This window comes from Aliiroseovarius subalbicans, from assembly GCF_022678625.1.
Taxonomy (GTDB): Bacteria; Pseudomonadota; Alphaproteobacteria; order Rhodobacterales; family Rhodobacteraceae; genus Aliiroseovarius_A; species Aliiroseovarius_A subalbicans.
The window spans coordinates 353,407-379,205 of sequence record NZ_JALBYQ010000002.1 but is presented as its reverse complement, the minus strand read 5'-3'; the positions used below and the strand labels follow the sequence as shown (position 1 = coordinate 379,205).

Sequence of the window (25,799 nt, the reverse complement as noted above, 5' to 3'; positions counted from 1 at the left end):
CCACTCAACCCAGTTAGGAATGCGTATGAACACTGTCGACGCAGGCAAATGTTTTGCATGCGAATCAAAGCTTTGCCGCTTTGTCCCCGAAAAGGGATCACGCTTGACACATCGTGTATTCGATCTTGAGCGGGGCGAGCGGGTTGAGACTTGCATCAAGGCCTGTGCGAAGTTTTGGATCGTGCAGAGCGGTACAGCGGCGATCTGTGTCAGCCTTCCCGACGGTCGACGCCAGATTACCGGGATCGAGCGGGCGGGGGGCACGGTTTGCGGTCCGATGGCGAACGAAGACAGCCCGGTTTGGCTGGAGGCCTTGGAGTCCTGCCAGATCTGCGAACTGGATCTTGGCGCGAACATGGCCGAGCTGCAAGGCAACCCCGATTTCCTGCGCGTCATGTTCAGTGTTGTGCACCGGCGGCTTGAGGCGGTCACGCAGCATATGATCACGCTGGGTCGGTTGGATTCGACCGAACGTGTCACCCTGTTCCTGGCCGAAACCGCGTTGGGCTGGACTGGCCCCGGTCCAGTTCAGCTTCCGATGAATCGCGAGGCGATAGCCGACTATCTGGGCCTGAACGCCGAAACCGTCAGCCGGATCCTGACCCGATTGCGCAAAACCGGCACGTTCAAATTTCTGTCGCGCACCGAGTACCTGGTGCCGGACATGGCTGCGGTCAGGCGGCGCGTGCCGGTTGCACTGACCGCACCCGAACAGAACCCCATTCAAGCCGCCGCGGCCGGAACCCCACCCGAGGAGTACGCCAAATGATCATCGAACTGGGCCATCTTGCCCTGTGGCTGGCGCTGGCCGCTGCGTTGGTGCAGGCCATCGTTCCGATCTGGGGCACGCATACCAGATCGGCTTCGGCGATGCGGGTGGCCGACAGCGCAGCGCAGGTGCAGTTTCTTGGCGTCGCCGGAGCGTTCGCTGTGCTGACCTGGGCCTATGTAAAGTCGGACTTTTCGCTGATCAACGTGGTGATGAATTCGCATTCAGCCAAACCGATGCTCTACAAAGTCACCGGTGTTTGGGCCAACCACGAAGGTTCGATGCTGTTGTGGGTGCTTATGCTGGCGCTGTTCGGGGTGCTGATTTCCGTCTTTGGCCGGATGATCCCGGTTGTGATGCGTTCGACCGTGCTAGCGGTGCAGGCGATGATCGGCATCGGGTTCTACCTGTTCCTGCTGCTGACCTCGAACCCGTTCCTGCGCGCACCGCAGACGCCGCTGGACGGGCAGGGCATGAACCCGCTTTTACAAGACCCCGGCGTCGCGTTTCACCCGCCGCTTCTTTATCTCGGATACGTCGGCTTCTCGACCGCGTTTTCCTTCGCCGTGGCTGCGCTGATCACTGGTCGGGTCGATCCGGCCTGGGCGCGCTGGATGCGGCCCTGGGTGCTGATCGCCTGGTCCGGTCTGACCGCCGGCATCGCGCTGGGGTCGTGGTGGGCCTACTACGAACTTGGCTGGGGCGGTTTTTGGTTCTGGGACCCGGTGGAAAACGCGTCCTTCATGCCCTGGTTGATCGGCACGGCGCTGCTTCATTCGGCAATCGTTGTCGAGAAACGCAACGCGCTGTTGAAATGGACCATCCTTTTGGCCATCCTGACCTTTTCGCTGTCGCTGATGGGCACGTTCCTGGTGCGCTCGGGCATCCTGACCTCGGTCCATGCCTTCGCCACCGATCCCGATCGCGGTATCTTCATCCTGGGCCTTCTGGTGGTTTATATCGGCGGCGCGCTGTCGCTGTTTGCCTGGCGCGGCTCGTCGATCGGCGAGGGCGGCGTGTTCTCGATCTGGTCGCGTGAAAGCGGGCTTCTGTTCAACAACATGGGTCTGGCTGCCGCGACCGGAGTCGTGTTCGTCGGCACGCTTTATCCGCTGTTTCTGGAGCTGGCGAACGGCGCCAAAATTACTGTCGGCGCGCCGTATTTCAACCAGGCTTTCCTGCCGGTATTCGGCATCCTCATGTTCTTTGCCGGCATCGGGCCGTTCCTGTCGTGGAAACGCGCCCGGCCAGCCGTGGTGCTGCGCAAGGCGGCGATCGGGCTTGGCCTGTCCGCTGTGTTGACACTGGGTGTCGGCCTCATCGCCGGGTTCGACGAGCCTGTGGGCCTGTTCGGCGCGTTCATCGCGATCTGGCTGGCCGTCGCTACCTTGCAGGACCTGGCCACGCGCGCTGGCTTGCCAAAGGCGTCGCCCAGCGTGGCGCTGCGCCGGGTGATCGGCCTGCCCCGGTCGTCCTGGGGGCTATATATGGGCCACCTTGGCCTTGCGATTGCGGCGGCGGGCGTCGTGGCAGTCTCGGTGTGGAAGGACGAAACCATCCAGACCGTTCAGCTTGGCACGCCAATCGAGGTTGGTCCCTATGCCTTCAGCCTGAACGAAGTGGTGAACGATACAGGTCCGAACTACCAGACCTCGATCGCGACCGTCACCGTTACACGGGACGGTGAGTTGCTTCGCACATTACGACCTGAGCGTCGGTTCTATCCGGTCGAAGGGCAGCCTACGACAGAGGCCGGAATTGCGACGCTGTGGCATGGCGATATCTATGCCGTGTTGGGGGATCCTGATGGACGCGGCGGGTTCGTCACCCGCTACTACTACAATCCGGGCGTGCCATGGATGTGGCTTGGCGGGGTGCTGATGGCGCTGGCTGCGCTCATTTCGCTGACCGACAGACGTCTGCGCGTCGGTGCGCCTACCCGTCGCCTGCGCGCAGCCCAACCCGCAGAATAGGACCCGATGATGATCCGTCTTGCCCTGGCCCTTGCGGTCACCCTGATGACCGCGCCCGCGCTTCACGCTCTGGATGCGGTAGAGATGTTCGACGACCCGGTCGAGGAGGCCCGCGCTCGTGAGATCGGTCGCGCGCTGCGATGCCTTGTCTGTCAAAATGAAAGCATCTTCGATTCAAACGCGGGTCTGGCGCGTGATCTGCGTGTTCTGGTGCGCGACCGCATGAGCGCGGGCGATAGTGACGATGAAGTGATCGCCTATGTTGCCGAACGCTATGGAGATTATGTGTTGCTGAAGCCGCGGGTGACGACGCAGACCTACCTGTTGTGGGGTGCACCGGCAATCTTCCTGGGGTTGGGCGGCCTGTCGGTTCTGGCCTATCACCGCCGCCGCCGTCAGGCGCCGGGAGAGGTCGGGTTGAGTGACGAAGACCGCGCCAAGGCGCAACGTTTGCTGCAAGGGGAAAAAAGCTGATGTTCTGGATCATCTCAGTCGGAGTTGCGATCGTCGCAGCGCTTTGGATCACTTTGCCTTTCCTGCGCAAAGGGGCAGTCGAAATGAACGACTCGGACGGGGCGATTTCGGTATTTCGCGACCAGCTTGATGAATTGGACCGTGATCTGGCTGCGGGGTTGATCAACGAAGATCAACGCGATGCGGCGGCGCAGGAAATTGAGCGGCGCACCCTGTCGGCTGCCCGCCACCTGGATGCCGGGTTCACACGGTCGCAACGCGCGCCCGCTGTGGCACTTGGGCTTGCAGGTCTGGCAGCGGTGGTTGCACTTGGCGGTTATGCATGGGTCGGGGCGCCCGGCGTTCCGGACCAGCCGCTGGCGGCTCGCAAGACCGAGCTTTTGGAACAACGTGCCGCCCAGGGCGATGCGAACGCGCGGATCGCCCTGATGATCGCGCGCACCGAGGAGAATCCGCAGAGCTTTGAGGATTGGTGGACCCTTGCGGTGTCCTATTCGTCGCTTGGCAACCATGCCTCGGCGGTCGATGCCTATCGTCAGGCTGCCGAATTGGCACCAGATGAACCCGGCGTTCAGGCCGCCTATGCCGAGGCGATGGTACAGGCCAACGGCAACAAGGTGCCGCAAATGGCGCGGATCATCTTCGAAAATGTGATGTTGGAAACCGCCGACCCGCGTGCGCGCTACTACGTGGCCCTGTCCAAGGCACAGGAGCAGGATTTCGACGGGGCGTTGGCCAGTTGGGTCGCATTGAAGAACGACAGCCCTGAAGGCGCGTCCTGGCTGCCGATGGTGCGCCGTGACATCGTGAACATGGTGCGGTTCTTGAAACGAGATCTGGCAGATTATCTGCCCGATGCCACCCAGGCCGAGATTGCTGCTGCCGGCGGCGCTCCGGCCAGCGAGATCGACGCGACCCGGATTGCCGAGCTTGAGGCACAGCTTTCCACAGACCCGCTGGATCATTCCGCCTGGATCGAACTGGCGACGCGACTGGCCCAATCGGGTGACAACGAAAAGGCCGCCACGGTTCTGACCCAGGGTGCTGCCCATTTCGCCGCCGCGCCCTTCGTGCAGCAGAAGTTCGACGAAGCCGCGCAGAACCTGGGCATGGATATCCTGGAACCAGAACCTGACCAGATCAGCCGGGGCGGGGTGGCAAACCCGAGCGCGGAAGACGTCGCCAACATATCGGCCCTGCCTCAAGCCGAGCAGGATGACATGATTTCGGGCATGGTCGCAGGCCTTGCCGCCGAGCTTGAGGAAAGTCCCGAAAACCCGGAAAAGTGGGTCATGCTGGTGCGCTCCTATTCCGTGCTGGGCGATCCGGACAGGGCCAAGGCCGCCTATGATCAAGCAAAAGCACTTTTCGCGGGGAACGGTCCGGTTCTGGACATGATGTCGAAGGCCGTCGCAGACGTAATCTCCGAGTGAGCTGTCGCCATGCCGATGCCCCGTTCCTCACCGCGTCGTGATGGCGCCGGGGCGCCGTGTCTGGTAGCTTGAGGCAGCGAAAACGAGGCCCTATGCGAAAACTCCTGCCAAGCTTTCTGATCGTTCTGACCTTGCTTGTGCCGCCGCACCGGGCTCTGGCAGAGGAGCGCACGCCGAACCACTTAGAAGGCACCCGGTCGCCCTACCTGTTGCAGCACCTCTATAACCCGGTGGATTGGTATCCTTGGGGACCCGAGGCGCTGAAGAAAGCCCGGGCCGAGAACAAGCCGATCTTCATCTCGGTCGGTTACTCCGCCTGTCACTGGTGCCATGTGATGGAGCGCGAAAGCTTCGAGGACGAAGCCATCGCCGCGCTGCTGAATGCGCATTTCGTGTCGATAAAGATCGACAGGGAAACCCGCCCGGATCTGGATGAGCAGTTCATGTTTGTCACCCAGCTTTTGACCGGGGGTGGGGGTTGGCCGAATTCAGTCTTTCTAACACCCCAGGGCGATCCTTTCTCGGCTGGGGGCTATATGCAGCCCGAGACCTTCGCGGCGACGCTGGAGCGGGTGCGCGCGGCCTGGGATCAGGATCCGGCCTTTGTGAGTGCCGAGGCCGCGCGCGTTACCCGAACCGCCCGTGCCTATCTCAGCCGCAAGGCCGAAGCGCGTGCGGTCACGCCCGCGATCGTGAAACAGCTGGCGGACGAGTTGTTGCCTGAGATGGACCCCTTCAACGGTGGTTTTGGCACAGCGCCGAAATTCCCGCGCGAAGCGATGTTTCTGTTCCTGCTGGATCAGGCCGAGCGGACCGGAGACCGCTGGATGCTGCGCAATGTGACGGACATGTTGGACGGCATGATCCGGGGCGGCATTCACGACCATGTCGGTGGCGGCTTTCACCGTTACGCGGTGGATCCAGAATGGCACGTGCCGCATTTTGAGAAGATGTTGTACACGCAGGCCCTGACCGGGCGGCTGCTGATCCGGGCGTGGCGCATCACCGGGGCGCCGCAGTATCGCCGTGCTGCCGAACGCCTGTTCGATTTCGTCCTGCGCGACATGCGTGGTCCGGGTGGTGGGTTCTATTCGGCGCTGGATGCCGACAGCTTTGATGACGCTGGCAATCTGGTCGAAGGCGCATTCTATACTTGGACGCCCGAAGCGCTTGCTGCTCTTGGGCAGGACACGGTTTTTGCCCGCGATCTGTTTCAGGTTTCCGAGGACGGAGAGCTGGACGGCGCCAACATTCTGAACCTTGTCGACCTGCCCGCGGACACCGCCCGTATGGACGCGACTTTGGCGCGGATGTGGGAACTGCGCAGCGCGCGCCCGGCACCATTTCTGGATCGCAAGGTCGTGGTCGATTGGAACGCGGCGATGATCGAAACCCTCGCCGAGGCGTCGTACCTTTTGGACCGCCCAGACTACTATGAGGCGGCGGAAACAGCGGCGCGGTTCATCCTTGAACACATGCGCGAGGACGAAGGACTTCGCCGCTTGTGGTTCGAAGGCGTTAGCGAGGGGGCGGCGCATTTATCCGACCATGCCGGGCTTGCACTAGCGCTTGTTGCCTTGCACGATCATACGTCCGACCGGGCCGCAGCAGATCATTGGCTGTCCGAGGGCAAAGCCCTGGCCGACGACATTCCCGCGCGGTTCGGCACGGCCGACACGGGGTTTCACATGACGCAAATAGCCGACGGGCTGGGCGTTGTGATCCCGGTGGATGACGGCGACCTCCCTTCGGGTAATGCGCTGGCCCTGTCGCTTTTCGCCCGGCTTTCCCACAGGGCCGCTGTTCCAGCGCTTGATCAAGCCGGCTTTCACCTGTCCAGCGCCTTGTCGGGCCACGCCCTTTCCGCGCCTGCGCAGCGCGGCATGGCCCTGACCGCAATCAGATCACTTCAGGCCGGGGAAACCGGACCGCTGCGATACGCGGCGAAAGGGGCGGTGCGGGTCGAGTTGCAGCATGCCTGGTCGGAGAGTGAGGTCGAGATCGTGCTGGATATTGCCAAGGGGTGGCACATCAACGCCCATGCGCCTCTGGAGCCGTATTTCATCGCGACCAACCTGACGGTGACCGACGCCGGGGAGGTCGCAGTTTCCTATCCCGACCCGATCATCAAGACGCTGTCGTTCAACGACGCGCCGCTGGCATTGTATGAGGGACGTGTGCGCCTGTTCGCGCAGCTGCCAGAGAAGGATGCAGCAGGCGCGGCGACTCTGGCAAAGGTGACCTTTCAGGCGTGCAGTGATGAGATCTGCCTGCAGCCCGAAGAACTGATCTTCGCACTGTGGTAGGTTTGGGCTCAGAAATGATCGGGAAACAGGCCGCCGATGAAGCGGCAGACGATGGATTTCGCAACTTCGCGCGAAAACGCATTGGGGTTCAGAAGGTAATCAGACCACATGCCTTCGAGCAGGGCCAACAGGCCGAAAGTCGCGTCACGGGCAAGAACGTCGGGGTCTTCGTCCGGGTAGTCTGCCGCAATCTTTGAGAACGCCGCGCGGATCATGTCGCGCAGCCGGTCGTCGCGGGTGCCGCTGACCTCGGCAATGCCCGTATGGGTGCTGGCCGCACCACGAAAGGCATGCAGAATCCGGGTGGCGCGCTCGTTCAGCAATTCCTCGCTCAGGTCGGCGGTCACGACCGCCATGATGATGCGTTCGGGCGCGTGGCCGACCTTTTGAACGTGGCGGTCGATTCCGAAGTAGTATTCGTCGCTGAAAGCCTGCGCTGCGGCGGCCAGAAGTTGGGTTTTTCCACCGAAATGCAGGTGGACCATGCCGCGTGACAGCCCGGCCTTTTCGATGATCCGGCTGACGGTCGTATCGGTGATTCCGACCTCGGAGATCGACTCAAGCGTTGCACGGATCAAGGTTGATCTGTTGCCCTTCGGGTCTCTCTTCTTTGTTCGAACCTGTGCTGTCATTTCAGTCTTTCGAGAAATATCAGTGACTTATGGATGATACAGTGCCGCACGTCGCGCGCAACACCTTAAGATTGACACAGGCAGGGTCCCCGGACAATACTTAATGGACGATCGTCCATTAAGTTATCCACTTGAAGGCACGCGTGCATGGGGGAAATCCTTGGCTGGATTGAGAAGCGAAAAGGCGAAAGGTCTGGCGCTGTCGGCGCCCGCCACTGTGTATGTCGGATTCCTGGTCGCGGCACCGCTTGTCATCCTTGTTGCCTATTCGCTGTGGACGCAGACTTACGTGTCGATCGACCGCACCCTGACGCTGGCAAATTACCGCGAGGCGTTGACCGATCCGCTGGTGCGCCACCTGATGATCCGCTCGATCCTGATCGCAGCGGCGGTTACGCTGGCCACCGTGGCGCTGGCCTATCCGATCGCCTATTTCATCGCGCTGAAGGCACAGCGCAAGACGCTTTGGCTGCTTCTGATCACGATCCCGTTCTGGTCCAGCTACCTGCTTCGGGTGTTCGCCTGGAAACTGATCCTGGGCTTCAACGGCGTGATGAACTCAGCTCTTTTGGGGGTCGGGCTGATCAGTGATCCGCTGACCTTCCTGCTGTACAACGAGTTTTCCGTGGTTCTGACGCTTGCCCATGCCTGGGCGCCGTTTGCGATCCTGCCGATCTATGTGTCACTGCAAAAGATCGACCCCAGCCTGCTGGAGGCCGCAAATGACCTGGGCAGTGGCAAGGTACAGCAATTTCTGCGCGTGACACTGCCGCTGACCATTCCCGGTATCATCGCCGCCTGCCTGATCATCTTCATCCCCACGGTCGGGGATTACGTGACGCCGTCGCTGGTTGGCGGGTCGGACGGCAAGATGATCGCCAACCTGATCCAGGTGCAGTTCGGCGCCGCCAACAACTGGCCGCTGGGCGCGACCCTGTCGCTGCTGGCGATGATGTCGGTGGGTTTTGTCGCCATCCTGTTCGTCCTGTCGGCCACCGGGTTGGGGAGGCGCATTCGATGACACGACCGTCTGGCCTTGTGATGTATGCCATTTTCTACCTGGCGTTTCTGTATCTACCGGTGCTGCTGTTGCCGTTGTTTTCCTTCAACGACGGCACCATCGTGGCCTTTCCGATCAAGGGCTGGACGCTGGAATGGTATCGCCAGCTGGGGGGGCAGGACACGTTGCTTCAGGCCTTGGTGAACAGCTTGTTTGTCGGCTTTGTCTCGGCCGTCATGGCCACGTCGATGGGGCTTTTCGCGGCCCGTGCCTATGTCCGGTATCGCTTTCGTGGGCAGGAGGCGTCGGAGGCGCTGGTCATGCTGCCTCTGGTGATCCCCGGCATCATCGTCGCTTCGTCGATGTTGGTCCTGTTCATCTCGATGGGGCTGAAACCGTCGCTGACAGCGGTGATGCTTGGCCACACGTTCCTTGCGCTGCCGTTTTCCGTGTCGATCATGAAATCGGCGTTTGACGATTTCGATGTGTCGTTGGAGGAAGCCGCCTATGACCTCGGGTCTGGCGTGGTCGAGACCTTCCGCCGCGTGACCCTGCCGATCGTGGCGCCGGGTATCGTGTCCAGCCTTCTGGTGACCTTTACGGTCAGCTTTGATGAGTTCGTGCTCGCCTTCTTCCTGTCCGGCAACCAGCCGACGCTGCCGGTCTATATCTGGAGCCAGATCCGCTTTCCCGCCAAGCTTCCCAATACGCTGGCGCTGGGCTCGCTCTTGCTGCTCGCCTCGGTGCTGTTGCTTGTCGTCGCCGAATACTTCCGCCGCCGTTCCACCAAATCGACCTTGTGAGGCCGCCTGTGACCGAAACCAACATCATCCAGCTGCAAGGCATCGAAAAACGGTTTGGCAAGTTTGTTGCCGTGTCGGACCTGTCCCTTGACCTGCGTGAGGGCGAGTTCTTCTCGCTGCTTGGCCCGTCCGGCTGTGGCAAGACGACCGCGCTGCGTATGATTGCGGGGTTTCAGGAGCCGACCGAAGGCAAGGTTCTGATCGACGGGCAGGACATGGAAGGCATGCCGGCCAACAAGCGCCCGACCAACATGGTGTTTCAAAGCTATGCGATCTTTCCGCACCTGAATGTCGGCAACAACGTGGCCTATGGGCTGCGCAACAGGGGCATTTCGAAATCCGAGATCGACACGCGGGTGAAAGAGGCGCTTGAGATGGTCGAGCTGGGCGGGTTGGAAGCCCGCGGCGCGAATGAGCTGTCGGGCGGGCAACGCCAACGCGTTGCGCTGGCCCGCGCGTTGGTGATGCGGCCCAAGGTTCTGTTGTTGGACGAACCGCTGTCTGCGCTCGACAAAAAGCTGCGCGAACAGATGCAGTTCGAAATGCGTCACCTGCAACAAAGCCTTGGCATCACCTTCGTGATGGTGACCCATGACCAGTATGAGGCGATGACCATGTCCGACCGGATCGGCGTGATGTTCGATGGTCGCCTGGTTCAGGTCGACACGCCTCAGACGTTGTATGCAAAACCCGGCAGCCGCGAGGTGGCCAGTTTTATCGGCGAAATGAATTTCCTGCCTGCCGAGGTTACCGCCGAGACGGGTGACACGTTCTCGATCTCGACACCGGGGTTCGGTGCGATGAAGATCGAGGCGAACCCGAATGTCGCGCGCCACGGTCGCCACATCTCGGTCGGGATCCGCCCCGAGCAGCTGGAAATCGCGCGGCACAAACCGGACGGCTATGACGGAACCGTTCAGGGTGTTGTGCGTGACGTCGCCTTCTATGGCGAAAACGTCCACTACCACGTTGGTGTCGAAGGTTTGGACAAGCCGATCGCCGCCTCGGTCCCCAACTATTTCCACACGGTCGATCACGCGCCGGGCGACAAGGTCTGGCTGGGCGTGCAAGCCGCCTCGGTGATCGATCTGGGTGAAGACAAGCAGACATCATAACTTAAGGGAGATGACTAAGATGAAAATCACTGCATTCGGGGCGCTGGCCCTTTCGACGACGCTGGCTGGTGGGGCTGCGATGGCCGATGGCGCGGCGCTGACCGTTTTTGACTGGTCGGGCTATGAAGACGAAGGCTTCTTCGGCGCCTATATGGAAAAACACGGCGCCGCGCCGTCCTACACGTTCTTCGGCAGCCAGGAAGAGGCGTTCACCAAGCTGCAATCAGGCTTCACCGCGGACCTCGCGCACCCCTGTTCAGATGCGGTGCGCAAATGGGTCGCCGCCGATCTGCTGCACCCGCTGGACCCCAGCAAGCTGAACAACTGGGACGCGATGTTGCCCGAGATCAAGGAAGTCGACGGCATCGTGATCGACGACAAGATCTACATGATGCCTTTCGAATGGGGCAACACGGGGTTGATCTATCGCACCGACAAGATCGCGGATGACCAGATCTCGCTGCAACTGCTGGCCGATCCCGCCTATCAGGGCAAGATCTCGATCCCGGATGCGGCCTCCAGCGCCTTTGCGCTTGCCTCGCTCGCCACTGGCAACAGCGCGGACTACACCACGTTGAGCGACGAGCAGTTCCAGCAGGCGGCGGATTTCCTGCGCTCGATCCACCCGAACGTGCGGTTCTACTGGTCCGATGCGGGCCAGATGGACCAGGCAATGGCCTCGGGAGAGCTGGAAATGGGCTGGGCCTGGAACCAGTCCGAGCTGAACCTGATCTGGAACGAAACCCCGGCCAAGATGATGCGCGACATCGACAAGGGGATTGCGACCTGGGTCTGTGGCTATGTGCACCTGAAATCGTCGACCACGCCGGTGGACCAGATCTATGACCAGCTGAACGCGCTGTCGGATGCGGCCAGCGGCAAGTACATCATCGAAAGCTGGGGCTACCCCCATGCCAATGCCGAGGCGTTCACCATTTCGGACCAGGACCTGATCGCGCAATACGGGTTCGACGACCCGAAGGCTTTCTTCGAAGGCAGCCTGTTCTTCGACGCGGTGGAGCCGTCGCTGGAAGCCAAGATGCTGAAGGAATTCGAACGGATCAAAGCCGGCTTCTGATCCTTTCATGACTTCTGACCGGGGCCCATGGCGGGACCCGGTCGCCCCATACTCTGTTCACCAAAGGCGTTTTCATGTCTGAGACGAGACAATACTCCGTGCTATTCGAACCGGTCCGGATCGGGCCAGTTACGGCGCGAAATCGGTTCTTTCAGGTGCCCCATTGCAACGGCATGGGCCATATCCGACCGCAAGCCGAAGCCGCGATGCGCGCTGTCAAAGCCGAAGGTGGCTGGGCGGTCGTGTCGAACCAGGAGACCGAGATTCACCCGACCTCGGATCTATCGCCTTTTGCCGAGAACCGCCTGTGGGACGCGCGGGACATTCCCGCGCTGCGGCTGATGACAGATGCCGTGCATGACAAGGGATCTCTCGCGGCGATCGAGCTTGCGCACAACGGCAACCACGCCCAGAACCTGATGACCCGCGCGCCGGTGCTGGCGCCGTCCGACATGTCGCTGGATTACCCCTATCCGAAACAGGCGCGCGCGATGGACAAGACCGACATCCGCAACTTTCGTCGCTGGCATCGTGACGCGGCGATCCGGTCGCGCGATGCGGGGTTTGACATCGTCTATGTCTATGCCGGGCACAACATGACCCTGCCGCAGCATTTCCTGTTGCCGCACATGAACGACCGCACCGACGAATACGGCGGCAGCCTGGAAAACCGCCTGCGCCTGACGCGCGAACTGCTTGAGGAGACCCACGACGCCGTCGGCGCCACCTGCGCCGTCGCTTTCCGGTTCGCGGTGGACGAAATGCTTGGCACTGACGGCATGCAGGCCGCCGAGGAAGGCCGCGCCATCGTCGAGATGCTGGCCGAGCTGCCGGACCTGTGGGACGTGAACGTCTGCGACTGGTCGAACGATTCCCTGACCACGCGGTTTCAACCGCAGGACGGCTATCAGAACGACTACATCTCTTTCGTCAAATCCATGACCACGAAGCCAGTGGTCGCGGTGGGGCGGCTGACCTCGCCCGACATGATGGCGTCGATGGTGAAGAAGGGTGTTGTCGATTTCATCGGCGCGGCGCGCCCGTCGATTGCCGACCCGTTCCTGCCGCAAAAGATCGAACAGGATCGGATCGACGAGATCCGCGAATGCATCGGCTGCAACATCTGCGTCATGGCCGACAGCGTCGGTGCGCCGATCCGCTGCACCCAGAACCCGACGATGGGCGAAGAATGGCGGCGTGGCTGGCACCCCGAAATCATCGCGCCAAAAGAGCGTGAGGAAGACGCGCTGGTTATTGGCGCCGGTCCCGCCGGGCTTGAATGTGCGATGCAACTGGCGCGGCGGGGTTACCAGGTGACACTGGCCGAGGCCGGGTCTGAACCGGGCGGGCGGGTGTTGCGCGAAAGCGCGCTGCCAGGGCTTGGCGCCTGGGCGCGGGTCAAGGACCACCGCCTGCACGACTTGCGCCAACGCGCCAACGTACAGATTTACACAGACAGTCGCCTTGGCGCCGAGGACGTGTTGGAGCTGGGCATTCCCAACGTGTTCATCGCCACCGGATCGCACTGGCGCGCGGACGGGATTGGGCGCAACACACTGCGCAATCGGCCCGTAATGGATGCCGCCGCAACCGTGCTGACCCCTGACGATATTATGGCCGGTCAGATGCCGCCCGACGGGCCGGTTGTGGTCTATGATGACGACCACGCTTACATCGCGGGTGTCATTGCCGAAAAGCTGGCCGCCGCCGGGCACCCGGTGATTTTCGTGACCCCCGAAAGCCTGGTGTCGTCTTTTACCGCGCTGACCCTGGAACAGCACCGTGTGCAAACGCGCCTGTTGGAGCTGGGCGTGGATATTCGCTGCAACCACAGCCTGGCCGCGCTGGATAGTGCGCGCATGCAAGTGGCTTGCACCTTCACCGGGCGCACGCAGGACATCGCGTGCAGTAGCGCCGTTCTGGTGACCGAACGCCTGCGCGAAACCGCGCTGTTTGATGCGCTGCAAGGCCGCGACCTGACCACGCTTGAGCTGATCGGCGACGCTGCCGGACCTGCTTTGATCGCCGATGCGGTCTATGCCGGCCACATGGCGGCGCGCAATTTCGAACGCGCTGCAGATGCGGTGGACCGCGACTGGTTCCGCCGTGAAATTATCGACCTGACCCCGGAGATCCCCCATGCCTGACTTGTCCAAATCCCGCACCCGTCGTCGTGGTGGTGGCCGCGAGGCCCGGCTTGCCGTGCAACAGCAGACGACCGGGAACGAAGCGGTGCGTGCAGGCCTCAGCGGCGGACGCTACAAGCCGCTGACCGAGGCTGATCAGCAGGCTATTCACAACGCCGCCCTGACCATTCTGGAGCGCACCGGCCTGTCCGACCACACGCCCGAACTTCTGGACCTGGTGCTGCCCAAGGGCGCGCTTCTGAACGACCACGGGCGGCTGTGTTTCCCCCGCGCGCTGGTTGAGGACCTTCTGGCCGGGGCCGCGCGGGAATTCTATGTCTATGCCCGCGGGGATCGCGAAGGCAAAGATGACATGCATTGCACCGCCGAAAGCGTCTATTTCGCCAATTCCGGTACGGCGGTGACGACGTTTGACGCGGAAACGATGTCCTACCGCCCGTCCACCTTGCGCGATGTCTATGACTTCACACGGCTGGTCGACAAGCTGGAGAACATCCACATGCTGGGCGACACGGTGCTGGCCACCGACGTGCCGGACGATTTCACCCACGACATGAACACGCTGTATGCGATTTTGGCAGGCAGTCAAAAACCCGCCTGCCTGACGTTCCGTGACCGCAGCCATTTGCCCCACGCCATCCGCATGTTCGATCTGGCCTCGGGGGGCGAAGGCAGTTTCATGAAAAAGCCCTCGGTCATTTTCGGCGGTTGCCCGGTGGTGTCGCCGCTGCGCTTTGGACGCGAGAACCTGGAGTTGATGATCGACACCGCCAAGCTGGGCCTGACCGTCGACCTGGCGGTGCCGCCGCAGGCAGGCGCCACCGCACCCGCGACGCTCGCGGGCACGCTGGCGCAGACGGTGGCGGAAACGTTGGCCTGTGTCGTTATCGTCAACCTGATCAACCCCGGCTGCCCGGTCTGCTTTGCCGCCTGGCCGTTCATCACCGACCTGCGCAGCGGGTCTTTCACTGGTGGTGGTGGAGAACAGGCGCTGATCGGTGCCGCCGCGATCCAGATGGGCAATTTCTATGGCCTACCGACCTCGGTCGGGGCGGGCATGACGGATGCGAAAGTCCCGGATGCGCAATACGGGCTGGAAAAGGCGCTGACCTTCACGCTGGCCGCTCATGCCGGCGCCAACCGCTTGTGCGAATTTGGTGGCATGATGGGCAGCCTGATGGGTTGCAGTTTCGAAAGCATGGTGATTGACGACGAGGCAGGCGGAATGATCCTGCGCACCCTGCGCGGCATTGAAGTCTCGGACGAAACGCTGGGCGTAGACGTGATCCACCAATGCGCCATCGACCCCGGTCATTTTCTGGGCAACCCGCACACGCTGTCTTACATGAACACCGAATATGTCTATCCGCAGCTGATGGACCGCGAACGCACGGACACCTGGGAAAACCGCGGCAAAAAGGACCTGTTCCAACGGGCCCGAGAGAAATCTGATGGCATCCTGAACAGCCACTTTCCGAACTATCTCGGCGCGGCTGACGCACAGGTTCGTGACGAATTTCCCATTCAAATCCCATCGGATGACATGCTGCGCCCTGCCGCACGCGCCAAATCCAGCTGAGCAAAGGACATCAAATGTTGAAGCTGAACGACCTGAACGCCGCAAAATCGTGGGACAATGAAAACTTTGTTCACCCCTGGGAGGGCATGGGCGTAATCGGTGAAAACGACCGCACCTTTGTCGAGGGCGGAGAGGGCGTCTATGTAGTCAATGAAAACGGCGAGCGTCTGATTGATGGCCCCGGCGGGATGTGGTGTGTCCAGATCGGGTATGGCCGCGATGATATGGCCGATGCGATGGCCGATCAGGTTCGCCAGATGGCTTATTTTTCACCGTTCAACAACACCAACTCGGTCACCGCCCGGCTGGCGCATGAGATTGCCGCGCGCACGCCCGGCGACCTGAACCATGTCTTTTTCACCACCGGTGGGTCCACCGCCGTGGACAGCGCTTTGCGCTTTGTCCAGTTTCGCAACAACCTGCTGGGAAAGCCCGACAAGAAAACAGTGATTTCGCGCCACAAAGCGTATCACGGCAGCACCTATCTGGCCGCCAGCGTCAGCGGCAAGGAACGTGACCGGCTGTGGTTGGACAAGGCCGAAGGCGTGGCGCACTTCCTGCCCGACGTGAACCCGATGCACCGGGGTGATGGCGTCAGTATGGACGCTTTTCTGGACGCCAAGGTGCTGGACCTGGAGAACGCGATCCTGACCCTGGGCGCCGACAAGGTTGCCGCGTTCATTGCCGAACCAATCCTGGCCTCAGGCGGGGTGATCGTGCCGCCGCCGGGCTATCACAAGCGCTGTCTTGAGGTCTGCCGCCGCCACGACGTGCTGTATATCTCGGACGAGGTGGTGACGGGCTTCGGCCGCTTGGGTCATTGGTTTGCGTCGGAAGAGGTGTTTGGCATCACCCCCGACATCATCACCTGCGCCAAGGGCATGACCTCGGGCTATGTACCGATGGGGGCCGCGATCATTTCCGATCGTCTGATCGACGACATTTCAGGCGCGGCGTCACAGGATGCGACGTTTTCCAACGGTTATACCTATTCCGGCCATCCGGTCAGCGCGGCGGCGGCGTTGAAGAATATGGAGATCATCGAAAGTGAAGGCATCCTGGAGCATGCGCGCGCCGTCACGCCGCTGTTTCAGGAGCGTTTGCAGGCGCTGTCCGATCTGCCGATCGTGTCGGATGCGCGCGGCATGGGGCTGATGGGCTGCGTCGAATGTTCCAGCGGCGATGTGGCGTCGCTTGAGCGCGACTATGCCCTTGGTGGCGTGATCGACGCGTTTTGCCAGGCAAACGGGTTGATCCTGCGCCCGATCATCAACATGTGCGTGTTCTCGCCGCCCTTGATCATCAATGAAGCGCAGATCAACCAGATGTTCGACATTCTGGCCCAGGGGATCCGGCACGCAGCAGATCAGATGGCGGTGCAGCCGTCATGACCGGCGCGCACGCAGAGGGATTTCGCATGCGTGCCGAATGGTTGCCGCATGACAAGACCTGGATCGCCTGGCCGATGTCGCACCTGACCTTTGGCGACACGTTGGAGCAAGCGCGCGTTGAGACCGCCGCCGTGGTCCACGCCATCGCGGGTTTTGAGCCGATCACGGTGGTGTATGACCCGGACGAAAGCGAAGGCGTGGAGGCGCTGCGGGATCATGACAACGTGACCCTGCTTGAGCTGCCGATCGACGACAGTTGGCTACGTGACAGCGGCCCGACCTTCGTCAACGGCCCCGGTGGGGCGGTGGCAGGCATAGACTGGACGTTCAACGGTTGGGGCGGGCTCTTTCCGGCGGACAAGGATGGTGCCATCGCTGCACGGATTTTGGGCGCTGAAAATCTGCCGCGCTTTGCCAGCGGTATGGTGTTCGAAGGTGGCGCGATGAATATCGACGACGCCGGCACCGTTCTGATGACCCGCCAGTGTTTCGCGCACCGCACCCGCAACGGTGGGCCGGACATGGCCGAATTCGAGGCCGAACTGCACGCCCAGATCGGCGCGCGCAGGATCCTGTGGCTGGAGCGGTCGATGGAGGGCGACAGCACCAACGGCCATGTCGACGTGGTCGCGGCCTTCACCGCGCCGGGCCAGGTGGTGGTGCAGGTCAGCGGCGATCCGAACGACCCGGATTATGCGCACCTTGAGCGCCAAAGGGCGTATCTTGAAGGGGAAACCGACGCGGATGGTCGCGCCCTTACCGTGCATCAGATCGTCGGCCCGCCGGTGACGCGAAGGCCGGACGGCACACGCATCATGCTGTCTTATCTGAATTTCTATATCGTCAACGGTGGCGTGATCGTGCCGCAATACGGCTTTGCCGACAGCGACGCCGCCGCCCTTGTGGTGCTGGATGCCCTGTTTCCCGACCGACAGGTTGTCGGTGTGACCACGCCGACCATTGCGGCCGCAGGGGGCAACATCCACTGCATCACGCAACAACAGCCCAAGGGGATCGTCTGACCATGCGAAACGTGACACTTGCCGCGACCCAGATGGGCTGTGGCTGGGATATCGACGCCAATATCGCGCGGGCCGAGGTTTTGGTGCGCGAGGCCGCCGGTCAGGGTGCGAATGTCATCCTGATCCAGGAATTATTCGAAACCCCTTATTTCTGCATCGAGCAGGCGCATAAGCATTTCGACCTGGCGACATCAGCGGGCGATAACCGGGCGACGCGCCACTTCGCCAAGCTGGCGAAAGAGCTGGGCGTGGTCCTGCCGATTTCCTTCTTTGAGCGCGCGGGGCAGAGTTATTTCAATTCCCTGAACATGATCGATGCGGATGGCAGCGTGCTGGGCACCTATCGCAAGGCGCATATCCCGAACGACGTGGCTTATCAGGAAAAGCAGTTCTTTTCACCCGGGGACACTGGGTTTGTCGTCTGGGACACCGCTTTTGGTCGGATCGGCTGTGGCATCTGCTGGGATCAGTGGTTCCCGGAAGCGGCGCGTTGCCTGGTGCTGCAAGGCGCCGAGATCCTGCTTTACCCGACCGCGATCGGCACCGAGCCGAGCCGACCCGACGCCAATTGCATCCCGCATTGGCAGGTCGTGATGCAGGGCCACGCCGGGGCCAATCTGGTGCCCGTGGTGGCCAGTAACCGGGTCGGCACCGAGGTCGCGACCGAAGATGACAGCCTGAAACTGGAGTTTCTGGGCGGCTCGTTCATCGCAGACCCGTTCGGGCAGAAAGTGGCGGAATGCGACCAGGCGGACGGCGCAGTGATCACTGCGACTTTCGATCTGGACGAGATCGCCGAAACGCGCCGCTATTGGGGTGTGTTTCGCGACCGTCGCCCCGATCTTTACGGCGCAATCACGACCTATGATGGCGGCGTGGGCTAAAGCACGTCCAGCGACACTTTCACCCGGTCCATCACAACGGCGGTCTTGAACCGGCTGATGTTGGATTCGTCAAAGAAATGCTGCTGGGTGAACGCCTCGTATTCCTTGATGTCGCGCACCAGAAGGATCAGCAGGAAATCCGCCTCTCCGGTGGTGTAGTAACATTGCTGCACACAGGGTGCGGCGCGCATCTTACGCTTGAACGCCTCCAGGTGGGCGCGGTTCTCGCGCTCCAGAATGACCTCAACCACGATGGTCATGTCACGCCCCAGCCGGGCGGGGGACAGCACTGCGGTTTCCCGTTCGATCACCCCGGCCTCGCGCAGCCGTTTGAGGCGTTTCTGCACGGCCGGGGGTGACAGGCCAACATCCTGGCTGATGGCGTCGGCGGTCAGGCGGGCGTTGTCCTGCACCAGGCGAAGGATCTTGAGGTCTTTGTCATCCATGTGATGAAATTCGTCGCAAACTCGGCCCTTCGCAATGAATTTCATGCCTCGCGCGGGAATTATTTACGCATCAGCGCCGCCTGCTCGTTCTACACTCGGCATTGTCTTTCTGGCTGAACGGGGTGAATGGGTGCAGGATCGATTGACAGAGCTTCGCAGAACTTTCCATCGCGACCCCGAGCTGGGGTTTGATGAGGTGCAGACCAAGGCCCGGATCGCCGCCCACCTGCGCGGCCTTGGCATCGAGGTGCATGAAGGCATTGGCGTCGTTGGCGTGCTGTCTTGCGGTCAGGGCAACCGGGCGATCGGGCTCAGGGCGGACATGGATGCGCTGCCGATTTCTGAGGCCTCGGACCACGATTACCCGTCGCAAAATCCTGGCGTGATGCATGCCTGTGGCCATGACGGGCACATGACCATGTTGCTGGGCGCGGCTGAGCGGTTGGTGGCCGAACAGGGGTTCGTCGGCACCGTGGTCCTGCTGTTCCAGCCGAGCGAGGAAAACGGGCGGGGCGCACAGGCGATGATCGACGAAGGCGTGCTGGACCGTTTTCCGGTCGAAGAGGTCTTTGCCATCCACAACCTGCCCGGCGCGCCGGTCGGTCAGGTGTCGACCCGCACAGGCATGATCTGCAGCAGCGAAAGCCTGTTTGAAATCCACATTCAGGGGCAGGGGGGGCATGCGTCGATGCCGCAGGTGGGCGTGGACGCGATCACCGTGGGGGCGGAAATGGTGCAGGCGTTGCAAACCATCGTTGCGCGCAAACTGGCGCCCGGCGCTGGCGCGGTCGTGTCGGTGACCGAGTTCCTGACCGATGGTCAGCGCAATGTGTTGCCCGGGTGTGCCACGCTGAAGGGTGACGTGCGGGCGCGGCTGCCCGAAGATCGCCAGGCGATCGCTCGCTTCATGCGCCAGATTGCGGAGGGAGTCGCCGCCGCGCATGGGGTCACGGTCGAGGTCAGCTTCAACACCGAATTCGTTGAGACCATCAATGCGCCGGGCCCGACCGAAGCGGTCTATCGCGCCGCTGATGCGGCAGGGTGCGAGGTCATTCGCGACCGCCCGCCGATGAGCTTCTCCGAGGATTTTTCCCTTTTCACCGCCGCAGTGCCGGGGTGTTTTTTTCTGCTGGGCAACGGAGAGGACGGGCCGCAGGGTCAGCCGCTTCATGCCGCAGACTATGATTTTAACGATGCTCTGCTTCCCATTGGGGCCGAGCTGTGGGTGCAGCTGGTGAAAGACCGCCTGCCGCTTCGAAAGGACGACCATGTTTGACGTATTCACCAAGGCCCGGGTGCAGCATGTGGCGGCGACGCGCTGTGACGGCGACGCGGCGCAGCGCGTTCTGTCGCCCCAGGACTTCGCCACTGCGTTTGATGAGATCACCGCTTGGGACGGCTATGCCCCCACGCCGCTTGTCGCCCTGGGGGGGCTGGCGGGACAGATCGGCGTCGCACGGATCGACTACAAGCACGAAGGGCCCCGCTTCGGGCTGGGCAGTTTCAAGGCGCTGGGCGGGTCTTATGCCGCGCTGCGCGTGTTGCAGCGCGAAGTGTCCGACCGGTTGGGCCAGCCCGTGCAGCTTGAGGATATCCGCAATGGGCTCCACCGCGACGCGTGCGCGCAGATCACGCTGGTGTCGGCCACGGACGGCAATCATGGCCGGTCGCTGGCCTGGGGGTGCCAGCGGGTCGGCGCGCCCTGTCGCATCTATATCCACGCTGAAGTCAGCGAAGGCCGCGCTGCCGCGATGCGTGACCTGGGGGCTGAGGTGATCCGTATCGATGGCGACTATGACGCGTCCGTGCGGCTGGCCAAGGATGAGGCCGAGGCGAACGGCTGGTTCGTTGTCTCGGACACCTCGTGGCCGGGCTACTCGGACCCGCCGCGCGACGTGATGGCGGGCTACGGCGTGATGACGCGCGAGGCCTGCGAGGCGCTGGAGCAAGCGCCAACCCACGTGTTCCTGCAAGGCGGGGTCGGCGGATTGGCTGCCTCGGTGGCCGCTGGCCTGCGCCAGCACTACGGCGACCAATCGCCCCGCGTTGTGATCGTCGAACCCGACTTGGCCGCCTGCCTGTTTGAAAGCGCGTGTCGCGGCGCGCCGACCAATGTCGAGATTGTAGAAGAAACCATCATGGCGGGCCTGTCTTGCGGTGAACCTTCGGAAATGGCCTGGGACATTTTACGCGAAGAGGCGTCGGACTTCCTGACCATCCCGGACGGGATCGTCGCGCCCACGGTTCGCCTGTTGGCAAAGGCTGTAACCGGTGATCCGGTGGTCAAGGCCGGGGAAAGCGCGGTGGCCGGTCTGGCCGCGCTGATCGCCGCCCGCCAGCATGACGACCTGTCGGCCACTCTGGGGTTGGATGCAGGGTCGCGCGTGCTGTTGATCGGGTCCGAGGGCGTGACCGACCCGGATATCTTTGCCGCGATCATGGCCGGGGCCAACCATGTCTGAGCGGGGATGTTCTATGGCGTTGGTGCCGCGATGAAGCTGCCGTTTGACACCGATGACGGGATCGGCACGCGCGCCACGCTGGGGGTGATCGTCTTGGAAACGGACGAAACGCTGGAGCCGGAATTTGCCCGAATGACGGACCTTGAGGGCGTTGCGCTGTACCATTCGCGCATCCCGATGGTGGCCGAGGTTCGCCCCGACACACTGGCGCAGATGGAGGCGGACCTGCCCGCCGCGGCCAAGCTTTTGCCGCCGTGGCTGGAGTTCGACGTGATCGGCTATGGCTGCACCTCGGCCTCGTCCGTGATCGGGTCGCACAAGGTGGCACAGGCGATCCAGAGTGTGTTTCCGCGCGCGCGCGTCACCGACCCGCTGGCCGCGATCATTGCCGCCGGACGCAGCCTGGGGGCCGCCCGGCTGGGCTTTGTCACGCCCTATGTCGCCAACGTGTCGGCGCGGATGCGCGGCCGGTTGGAGGACGCTGGGTTTGCCATCGCAGGGTTCGGGTCGTTCGAGGAGGGCAACGACCGGGTCGTCGCCCGGATCACCGAGGCCGCGATCAGCGAAGCCGCGCAACAGGTCGCGGGGGCCGCGCCCTGTGATGCAGTCGTCATTTCCTGCACCAACCTGCGCTGTCTGCGCATCATTCCCGAGATCGAGGCGCGTATCGGCGTGCCGGTGATCTCCTCGAACCAGGCTCTGGCCTGGCACATGCTGCGGCTGGCCGGGGTTGAGGCCTCTTTGCCGCAATTCGGTCAATTGTTCGAACAGAACTGAAAGAGTTGGGGCCGCGTCCGAAGATCGCATGCACAGGTTCCGCAATCGTCTGGCCGCGTCCGGGTTCGACGTCGCGTTTATTACCGATGAGGACAACGTTCATTACCTGACGGGGTATTACGACTACCTGCACATGGAGTTCGGGCGCCCGACCATATGCCGCCTGTGGTGCGCGCCTGTGTCGAGGAGCTGGCAGGCGCCGAACATCTGGTCAGCGCCTCGCCGATCCTGGCCGCGATGCGCGTCACGCGCCGGGGCGAACCCGTGTTCCTGTGTTTCTGCGGCATGACGAATTTTCACCGTTTCAAGCTTGGCTTCGACCGGACTTTCTAGATCGGAGAGATTGCGGATCGCAGCCAGGAGCCGGTTTACGAGGTCGCGCTGGCTAGCCAGGCGGCTGCGTTGCAGGCGTTACGTCCGGTGGTAACGGCTGAAAGTGTGCACGCGGCTTTTGCCGAGGTGATCCAGAGCGCGGGCTATGAATACCCGTTCCGCTATGGCCGCGCGACCGGGTTCAGCTTTCTGGAGGCGCCGCAGCTTGTGACCGGTGATACCACGACCCTGCAACCGGGCATGGTTCTGGCGTTTGACGGATCGGTTTCGGTGGACAGTTTCCGCGCGCAGGTGGGGGACAGTTTCATCATCTCAGAGGACGGTCATGAGCCGCTGACCGATCACCCGAAAGCACTGGAACAGATCATCGTGTAGCGCCACTCCGGGGTCACCGTCACGCTGCCTTTTTCAGGTGGGGAGGTTGAGGCCCACCCAATCTGATCAAAGATTTTGGATAAATCTCCGGAAAACCTGCTTTGGTGGAAACGTTGCGATTCGGGAGGAGCCGTGCAGTGCCGTATTTGGCCGGGCCAGCACCCGGGCTTGGTGTGAGGAAACAGGATGAGCTTTGATTTCGTGATTGTCGGCGGGGGCTCGGCGGGTGCCACGATCGCTTCGCGCCTGAGTGAAGACCCGAACGTGACGGTCTGCCTTCTGGAGGCGGGCGGCAAAGGCGCGGGGGCGCTGGTGCGCACGCCGATGGCCGTGGTCGCGATGCTGCCGGGACGACCGAAGATCAACAACTGGGCGTTTCATACAGTGCCACAGCCCGGGCTGAACGGGCGTAGAGGTTACCAACCACGCGGCAAGGCTCTGGGCGGCTCCAGCGCGATCAATGCGATGGTGTATATTCGCGGCCAGCGCGAAGACTTCGACGGCTGGGCCGAATTGGGGAATGAAGGTTGGGGCTGGGACGATGTCCTGCCCTATTTCAAGAAGGCCGAGAACAATTCGCGCGGGGCGGATGCGGCGCATGGGGATACTGGTCCCTTGCAGGTGTCCGACCAGAAGGCCCCGCGCCCCATTTCGAAGGATTTCATCGACGCCAGCACCCAAATGCAGATCCGCAGCACCACGGATTTTAACACTGGCGACAACGAAGGCGCCGGGATGTGGCAAAGCACCCTGTTCCATTCGCCCGATAAGAACGGTGAGCGGTGCTCGGCCGCTGCCGCCTATCTGCACCCGGTCATGGGCGCGCGCGCCAACCTGACCGTGATCACGCGTGCGCATGCCACCAAGGTTCTGTTCGACGGAAAACGCGCGGTCGGCGTCCTCTATCGCCAAGGCAAGCAGAACAGGGAAGTGCGCGCCAGCAAAGAGGTGATCCTGTGCGGCGGAGCGTTCCAGTCGCCACAGCTTTTGATGCTGTCGGGGGTTGGCCGGTCGCAGGACCTTGGTCCGTTGGGCATCGACATGGTGCACGACCTGGCCGGTGTCGGGCAGAATTTGCAAGATCACCTGGATTTCGTCCTGGGCTACAAGACGAAGGACCGCGACAATTTCGGGATCGGCCTTCGGGCCGGTTTGAAGCTGCTTCCCGAGTTCTTCAAATGGCGCAAAGACGGCAATTCAATGTTTGCCTCGACAATAACGGAATCGGGTAGCTTTTTCAAAAGCGATCCGTCGGTGGACCGTCCCGATCTGCAAACCCATTTCGTGATCGCGGTGGTCGATGATCATGCGCGAAAGCTGCACTATGGTCACGGCTATTCTTGTCACGTCTGCATCTTGCGTCCCCATTCGCGGGGTCAGGTTTTCCTGCAAAGCGCGGACCCGATGGCTGCACCGGGGATTGATCCAAAATTCCTGTCAGATGAACGCGACCTTAAGGCGCTCATCAAGGGCGCCAAAATCACGCGTTCGGTGCTCGAAGCGCCATCGCTAGCGAAGTACAAGCGCAAGGAATTGTTCGGGGTGCATGACAACATGACCGACGCTGAGTGGGAGGCGCAGATCCGCACCCGGGCTGACACCGTTTATCACCCGGTCGGCACCTGCAAGATGGGGCACGATGACATGGCCGTCGTCAGTCCCGATCTGAAGGTGCATGGGCTGAAGGGGCTTCGCGTCGCGGACGCGTCGATCATGCCACTTCTGATTTCAGGCAACACCAACGCGCCGACGATCATGATCGGTGAGAAATGCGCAGACATGATCAAGGCGGAATACGCGGAGTGAAGTTTGTTTTCGTGCCGCCCTTTCTAACCCCCGATGAAATCTGCTCTCCGTTCCATCAGAGCAGCACACAGATAGTCAACAAACAGCCGCACCCGGCGGACCCGGCGCAGATCGTGGTGCAGCAGAACCCAGGTGGACCGTCGGTTGTCCAAAGCCGTGCCCGGCACCTGCTGCAGCTCGGGGAACCTGACTTGGACCCAGGCCGCTAGCACGGTCAGACCCGCCCCGGCCCGTGCCAGATGCAGGTGCATTTCCGGGTCCTGAATGCTGTGGCGCACACGGGCTTCGGGAAACGGAGACTCGCTGATATAGGACAACAACTCCGGTTCAGATCCGTATCCGATCCACTGTAATCCCTGCCCCTTCGGCCCGGCCGACGGCAAGGCGCGATCAAGATAGTCGCGCGCGGCATAGATCCCGATGGACAGGGGGAATAGTTTGCGACCGACCACGTCTTCGTCGACTTCGGCCATATGGCGCACCGACACGTCGGTTTCCAGGTTTTCGATCGAGTCGATCCCGAAGGAGAGCTGAAGCTCGATATCGATTTCCGGGTAGAGTGCTGAAAACTCTGCCAGCACCGGAGCCAGAAGGAAGTGTGCGGTCATCGGGTCGGCGGACAGGCGGATACGTCCTGAGGCTTCTCGATCTAGCCCCTGCACCGCATTGAACCCCTTCAGCAACGCGTCTTCGGCCTCAAGCGCCTGTGGCAACAGAGTGCGACCTGCGGCTGTCAATTGCAGTCCTGCGGTTCCGCGCCGAAACAACTGAACCCCAAGGCGCGTTTCCAACGCTTCGATTTGGCGACGCAGGGTGGCATGGGTTGTGCCCAATTGCTCGCCCGCTGCGCGCAGCGACCCTTGTCGAGCAACCGCCAGAAAGGCGGGAAGGGATTTCCAATCCATCATAGGTGGTTCATTTATTAACCGCTGTGGGGTGATTGAGTGAGTAGTCGTATCATTTACTACCCGCTAGGACATGTGCGTCAAGTCAA

The 25,799-nt window shown here is 62.0% G+C and carries 23 protein-coding genes and 1 pseudogene; 21 read left to right on the top strand and 3 right to left on the bottom strand.

Annotated features, from left to right (window positions below):
- Positions 1–103 precede the first annotated feature (103 nt).
- The 5 genes from MN188_RS09640 to MN188_RS09620 all read left to right on the top strand — a co-directional run bounded on the left by MN188_RS09640 (position 104) and on the right by MN188_RS09620 (position 6,955).
- On the top strand, positions 104–769 hold the full coding sequence (locus MN188_RS09640) for a Crp/Fnr family transcriptional regulator (RefSeq protein ID WP_242108618.1): 666 nt from the start codon (positions 104–106) through the stop codon (positions 767–769).
- Positions 766–2,742 carry a heme lyase CcmF/NrfE family subunit gene (locus MN188_RS09635; RefSeq protein ID WP_242108615.1) on the top strand — a complete coding sequence of 659 codons (1,977 nt, stop codon included), beginning with the start codon at positions 766–768 and terminating at the stop codon, positions 2,740–2,742. The genes MN188_RS09640 and MN188_RS09635 overlap by 4 nt, the downstream gene beginning before the upstream one ends.
- 9 nt (positions 2,743–2,751) lie before the next feature.
- A complete protein-coding gene (locus MN188_RS09630) occupies positions 2,752–3,216 on the top strand; it encodes a cytochrome c-type biogenesis protein (RefSeq protein WP_242108614.1) in 465 nt (154 codons plus the stop codon).
- Positions 3,216–4,649 carry a c-type cytochrome biogenesis protein CcmI gene (ccmI, locus tag MN188_RS09625; protein ID WP_242108613.1) on the top strand — a complete coding sequence of 478 codons (1,434 nt, stop codon included), beginning with the start codon at positions 3,216–3,218 and terminating at the stop codon, positions 4,647–4,649. Before MN188_RS09630 ends, ccmI begins: the two co-directional genes overlap by 1 nt.
- 92 nt (positions 4,650–4,741) lie before the next feature.
- Complete coding sequence (locus MN188_RS09620; RefSeq protein WP_242108612.1) at positions 4,742–6,955, top strand: DUF255 domain-containing protein; 2,214 nt, start codon at positions 4,742–4,744, stop codon at positions 6,953–6,955.
- Between the two features lie 8 nt (positions 6,956–6,963).
- Here the strand turns inward: MN188_RS09620 and MN188_RS09615 are convergent, their stop codons facing one another.
- Positions 6,964–7,533, bottom strand: coding sequence for a TetR family transcriptional regulator C-terminal domain-containing protein (locus MN188_RS09615; protein ID WP_242108611.1), 570 nt, complete (start codon positions 7,531–7,533; stop codon positions 6,964–6,966).
- A 214-nt stretch (positions 7,534–7,747) separates the two neighbouring features.
- On the opposite strand from MN188_RS09615, the gene MN188_RS09610 reads away from it, so the two are divergent.
- The 9 genes from MN188_RS09610 to aguB all read left to right on the top strand — a co-directional run bounded on the left by MN188_RS09610 (position 7,748) and on the right by aguB (position 18,606).
- Positions 7,748–8,608 carry an ABC transporter permease gene (locus MN188_RS09610; protein WP_242108610.1) on the top strand — a complete coding sequence of 287 codons (861 nt, stop codon included), beginning with the start codon at positions 7,748–7,750 and terminating at the stop codon, positions 8,606–8,608.
- Complete coding sequence (locus MN188_RS09605; RefSeq protein WP_242108609.1) at positions 8,605–9,390, top strand: ABC transporter permease; 786 nt, start codon at positions 8,605–8,607, stop codon at positions 9,388–9,390. Before MN188_RS09610 ends, MN188_RS09605 begins: the two co-directional genes overlap by 4 nt.
- Positions 9,391–9,398: 8 nt before the next feature.
- A complete protein-coding gene (locus MN188_RS09600; protein WP_242108603.1) occupies positions 9,399–10,505 on the top strand; it encodes an ABC transporter ATP-binding protein in 1,107 nt (368 codons plus the stop codon).
- Positions 10,506–10,524: 19 nt separating this feature from the next.
- Positions 10,525–11,583, top strand: coding sequence for an ABC transporter substrate-binding protein (locus MN188_RS09595; protein ID WP_242108601.1), 1,059 nt, complete (start codon positions 10,525–10,527; stop codon positions 11,581–11,583).
- 74 nt (positions 11,584–11,657) lie between these two features.
- Positions 11,658–13,730, top strand: coding sequence for an FAD-dependent oxidoreductase (locus tag MN188_RS09590; RefSeq protein ID WP_242108599.1), 2,073 nt, complete (start codon positions 11,658–11,660; stop codon positions 13,728–13,730).
- Complete coding sequence (locus tag MN188_RS09585; RefSeq protein ID WP_242108589.1) at positions 13,723–15,309, top strand: trimethylamine methyltransferase family protein; 1,587 nt, start codon at positions 13,723–13,725, stop codon at positions 15,307–15,309. The genes MN188_RS09590 and MN188_RS09585 overlap by 8 nt, the downstream gene beginning before the upstream one ends.
- A gap of 14 nt (positions 15,310–15,323) precedes the next feature.
- Complete coding sequence (locus MN188_RS09580; protein WP_242108580.1) at positions 15,324–16,700, top strand: aminotransferase; 1,377 nt, start codon at positions 15,324–15,326, stop codon at positions 16,698–16,700.
- Positions 16,701–16,726: 26 nt separating this feature from the next.
- A complete protein-coding gene (locus tag MN188_RS09575; protein WP_242108566.1) occupies positions 16,727–17,722 on the top strand; it encodes an agmatine deiminase family protein in 996 nt (331 codons plus the stop codon).
- Between the two features lie 2 nt (positions 17,723–17,724).
- Complete coding sequence (gene aguB / locus MN188_RS09570; RefSeq protein WP_242108564.1) at positions 17,725–18,606, top strand: N-carbamoylputrescine amidase; 882 nt, start codon at positions 17,725–17,727, stop codon at positions 18,604–18,606.
- Here the strand turns inward: aguB and MN188_RS09565 are convergent.
- On the bottom strand, positions 18,603–19,052 hold the full coding sequence (locus MN188_RS09565; RefSeq protein ID WP_242108562.1) for an Lrp/AsnC family transcriptional regulator: 450 nt from the start codon (positions 19,050–19,052) through the stop codon (positions 18,603–18,605). The genes aguB and MN188_RS09565 overlap by 4 nt on opposite strands.
- A gap of 130 nt (positions 19,053–19,182) precedes the next feature.
- On the opposite strand from MN188_RS09565, the gene MN188_RS09560 reads away from it, so the two are divergent.
- The 7 genes and pseudogenes from MN188_RS09560 to MN188_RS09530 all read left to right on the top strand — a co-directional run bounded on the left by MN188_RS09560 (position 19,183) and on the right by MN188_RS09530 (position 24,805).
- Positions 19,183–20,328, top strand: a complete 1,146-nt coding sequence (locus tag MN188_RS09560) for an amidohydrolase (protein WP_242108555.1) — start codon at positions 19,183–19,185, stop codon at positions 20,326–20,328.
- Entirely contained in the window at positions 20,321–21,514 is a 1,194-nt protein-coding gene (locus MN188_RS09555; protein ID WP_242108553.1) for a diaminopropionate ammonia-lyase, read from the top strand. Before MN188_RS09560 ends, MN188_RS09555 begins: the two co-directional genes overlap by 8 nt.
- Before the next feature lie 6 nt (positions 21,515–21,520).
- On the top strand, positions 21,521–22,291 hold the full coding sequence (locus tag MN188_RS09550; RefSeq protein WP_242108551.1) for a maleate cis-trans isomerase family protein: 771 nt from the start codon (positions 21,521–21,523) through the stop codon (positions 22,289–22,291).
- Positions 22,292–22,319: 28 nt separating this feature from the next.
- A pseudogene (locus MN188_RS09545) lies at positions 22,320–22,385 on the top strand (hypothetical protein); the annotation flags it as partial.
- Positions 22,386–22,447: 62 nt separating this feature from the next.
- A complete protein-coding gene (locus MN188_RS09540) occupies positions 22,448–22,624 on the top strand; it encodes a hypothetical protein (protein WP_242108955.1) in 177 nt (58 codons plus the stop codon).
- 69 nt (positions 22,625–22,693) lie between these two features.
- Positions 22,694–22,999 (top strand): M24 family metallopeptidase, encoded by a 306-nt coding sequence (locus tag MN188_RS09535; protein WP_242108535.1) that lies wholly within the window; start codon positions 22,694–22,696, stop codon positions 22,997–22,999.
- A 186-nt stretch (positions 23,000–23,185) separates the two neighbouring features.
- Positions 23,186–24,805: a GMC family oxidoreductase gene (locus tag MN188_RS09530; protein ID WP_242108524.1), complete on the top strand. Its 1,620-nt coding sequence runs from the start codon at positions 23,186–23,188 to the stop codon at positions 24,803–24,805.
- A 23-nt stretch (positions 24,806–24,828) separates the two neighbouring features.
- Here MN188_RS09530 and MN188_RS09525 read toward each other — a convergent pair whose 3' ends face one another.
- A complete protein-coding gene (locus tag MN188_RS09525) occupies positions 24,829–25,710 on the bottom strand; it encodes a LysR family transcriptional regulator (protein WP_242108522.1) in 882 nt (293 codons plus the stop codon).
- Positions 25,711–25,799 lie beyond the last annotated feature (89 nt).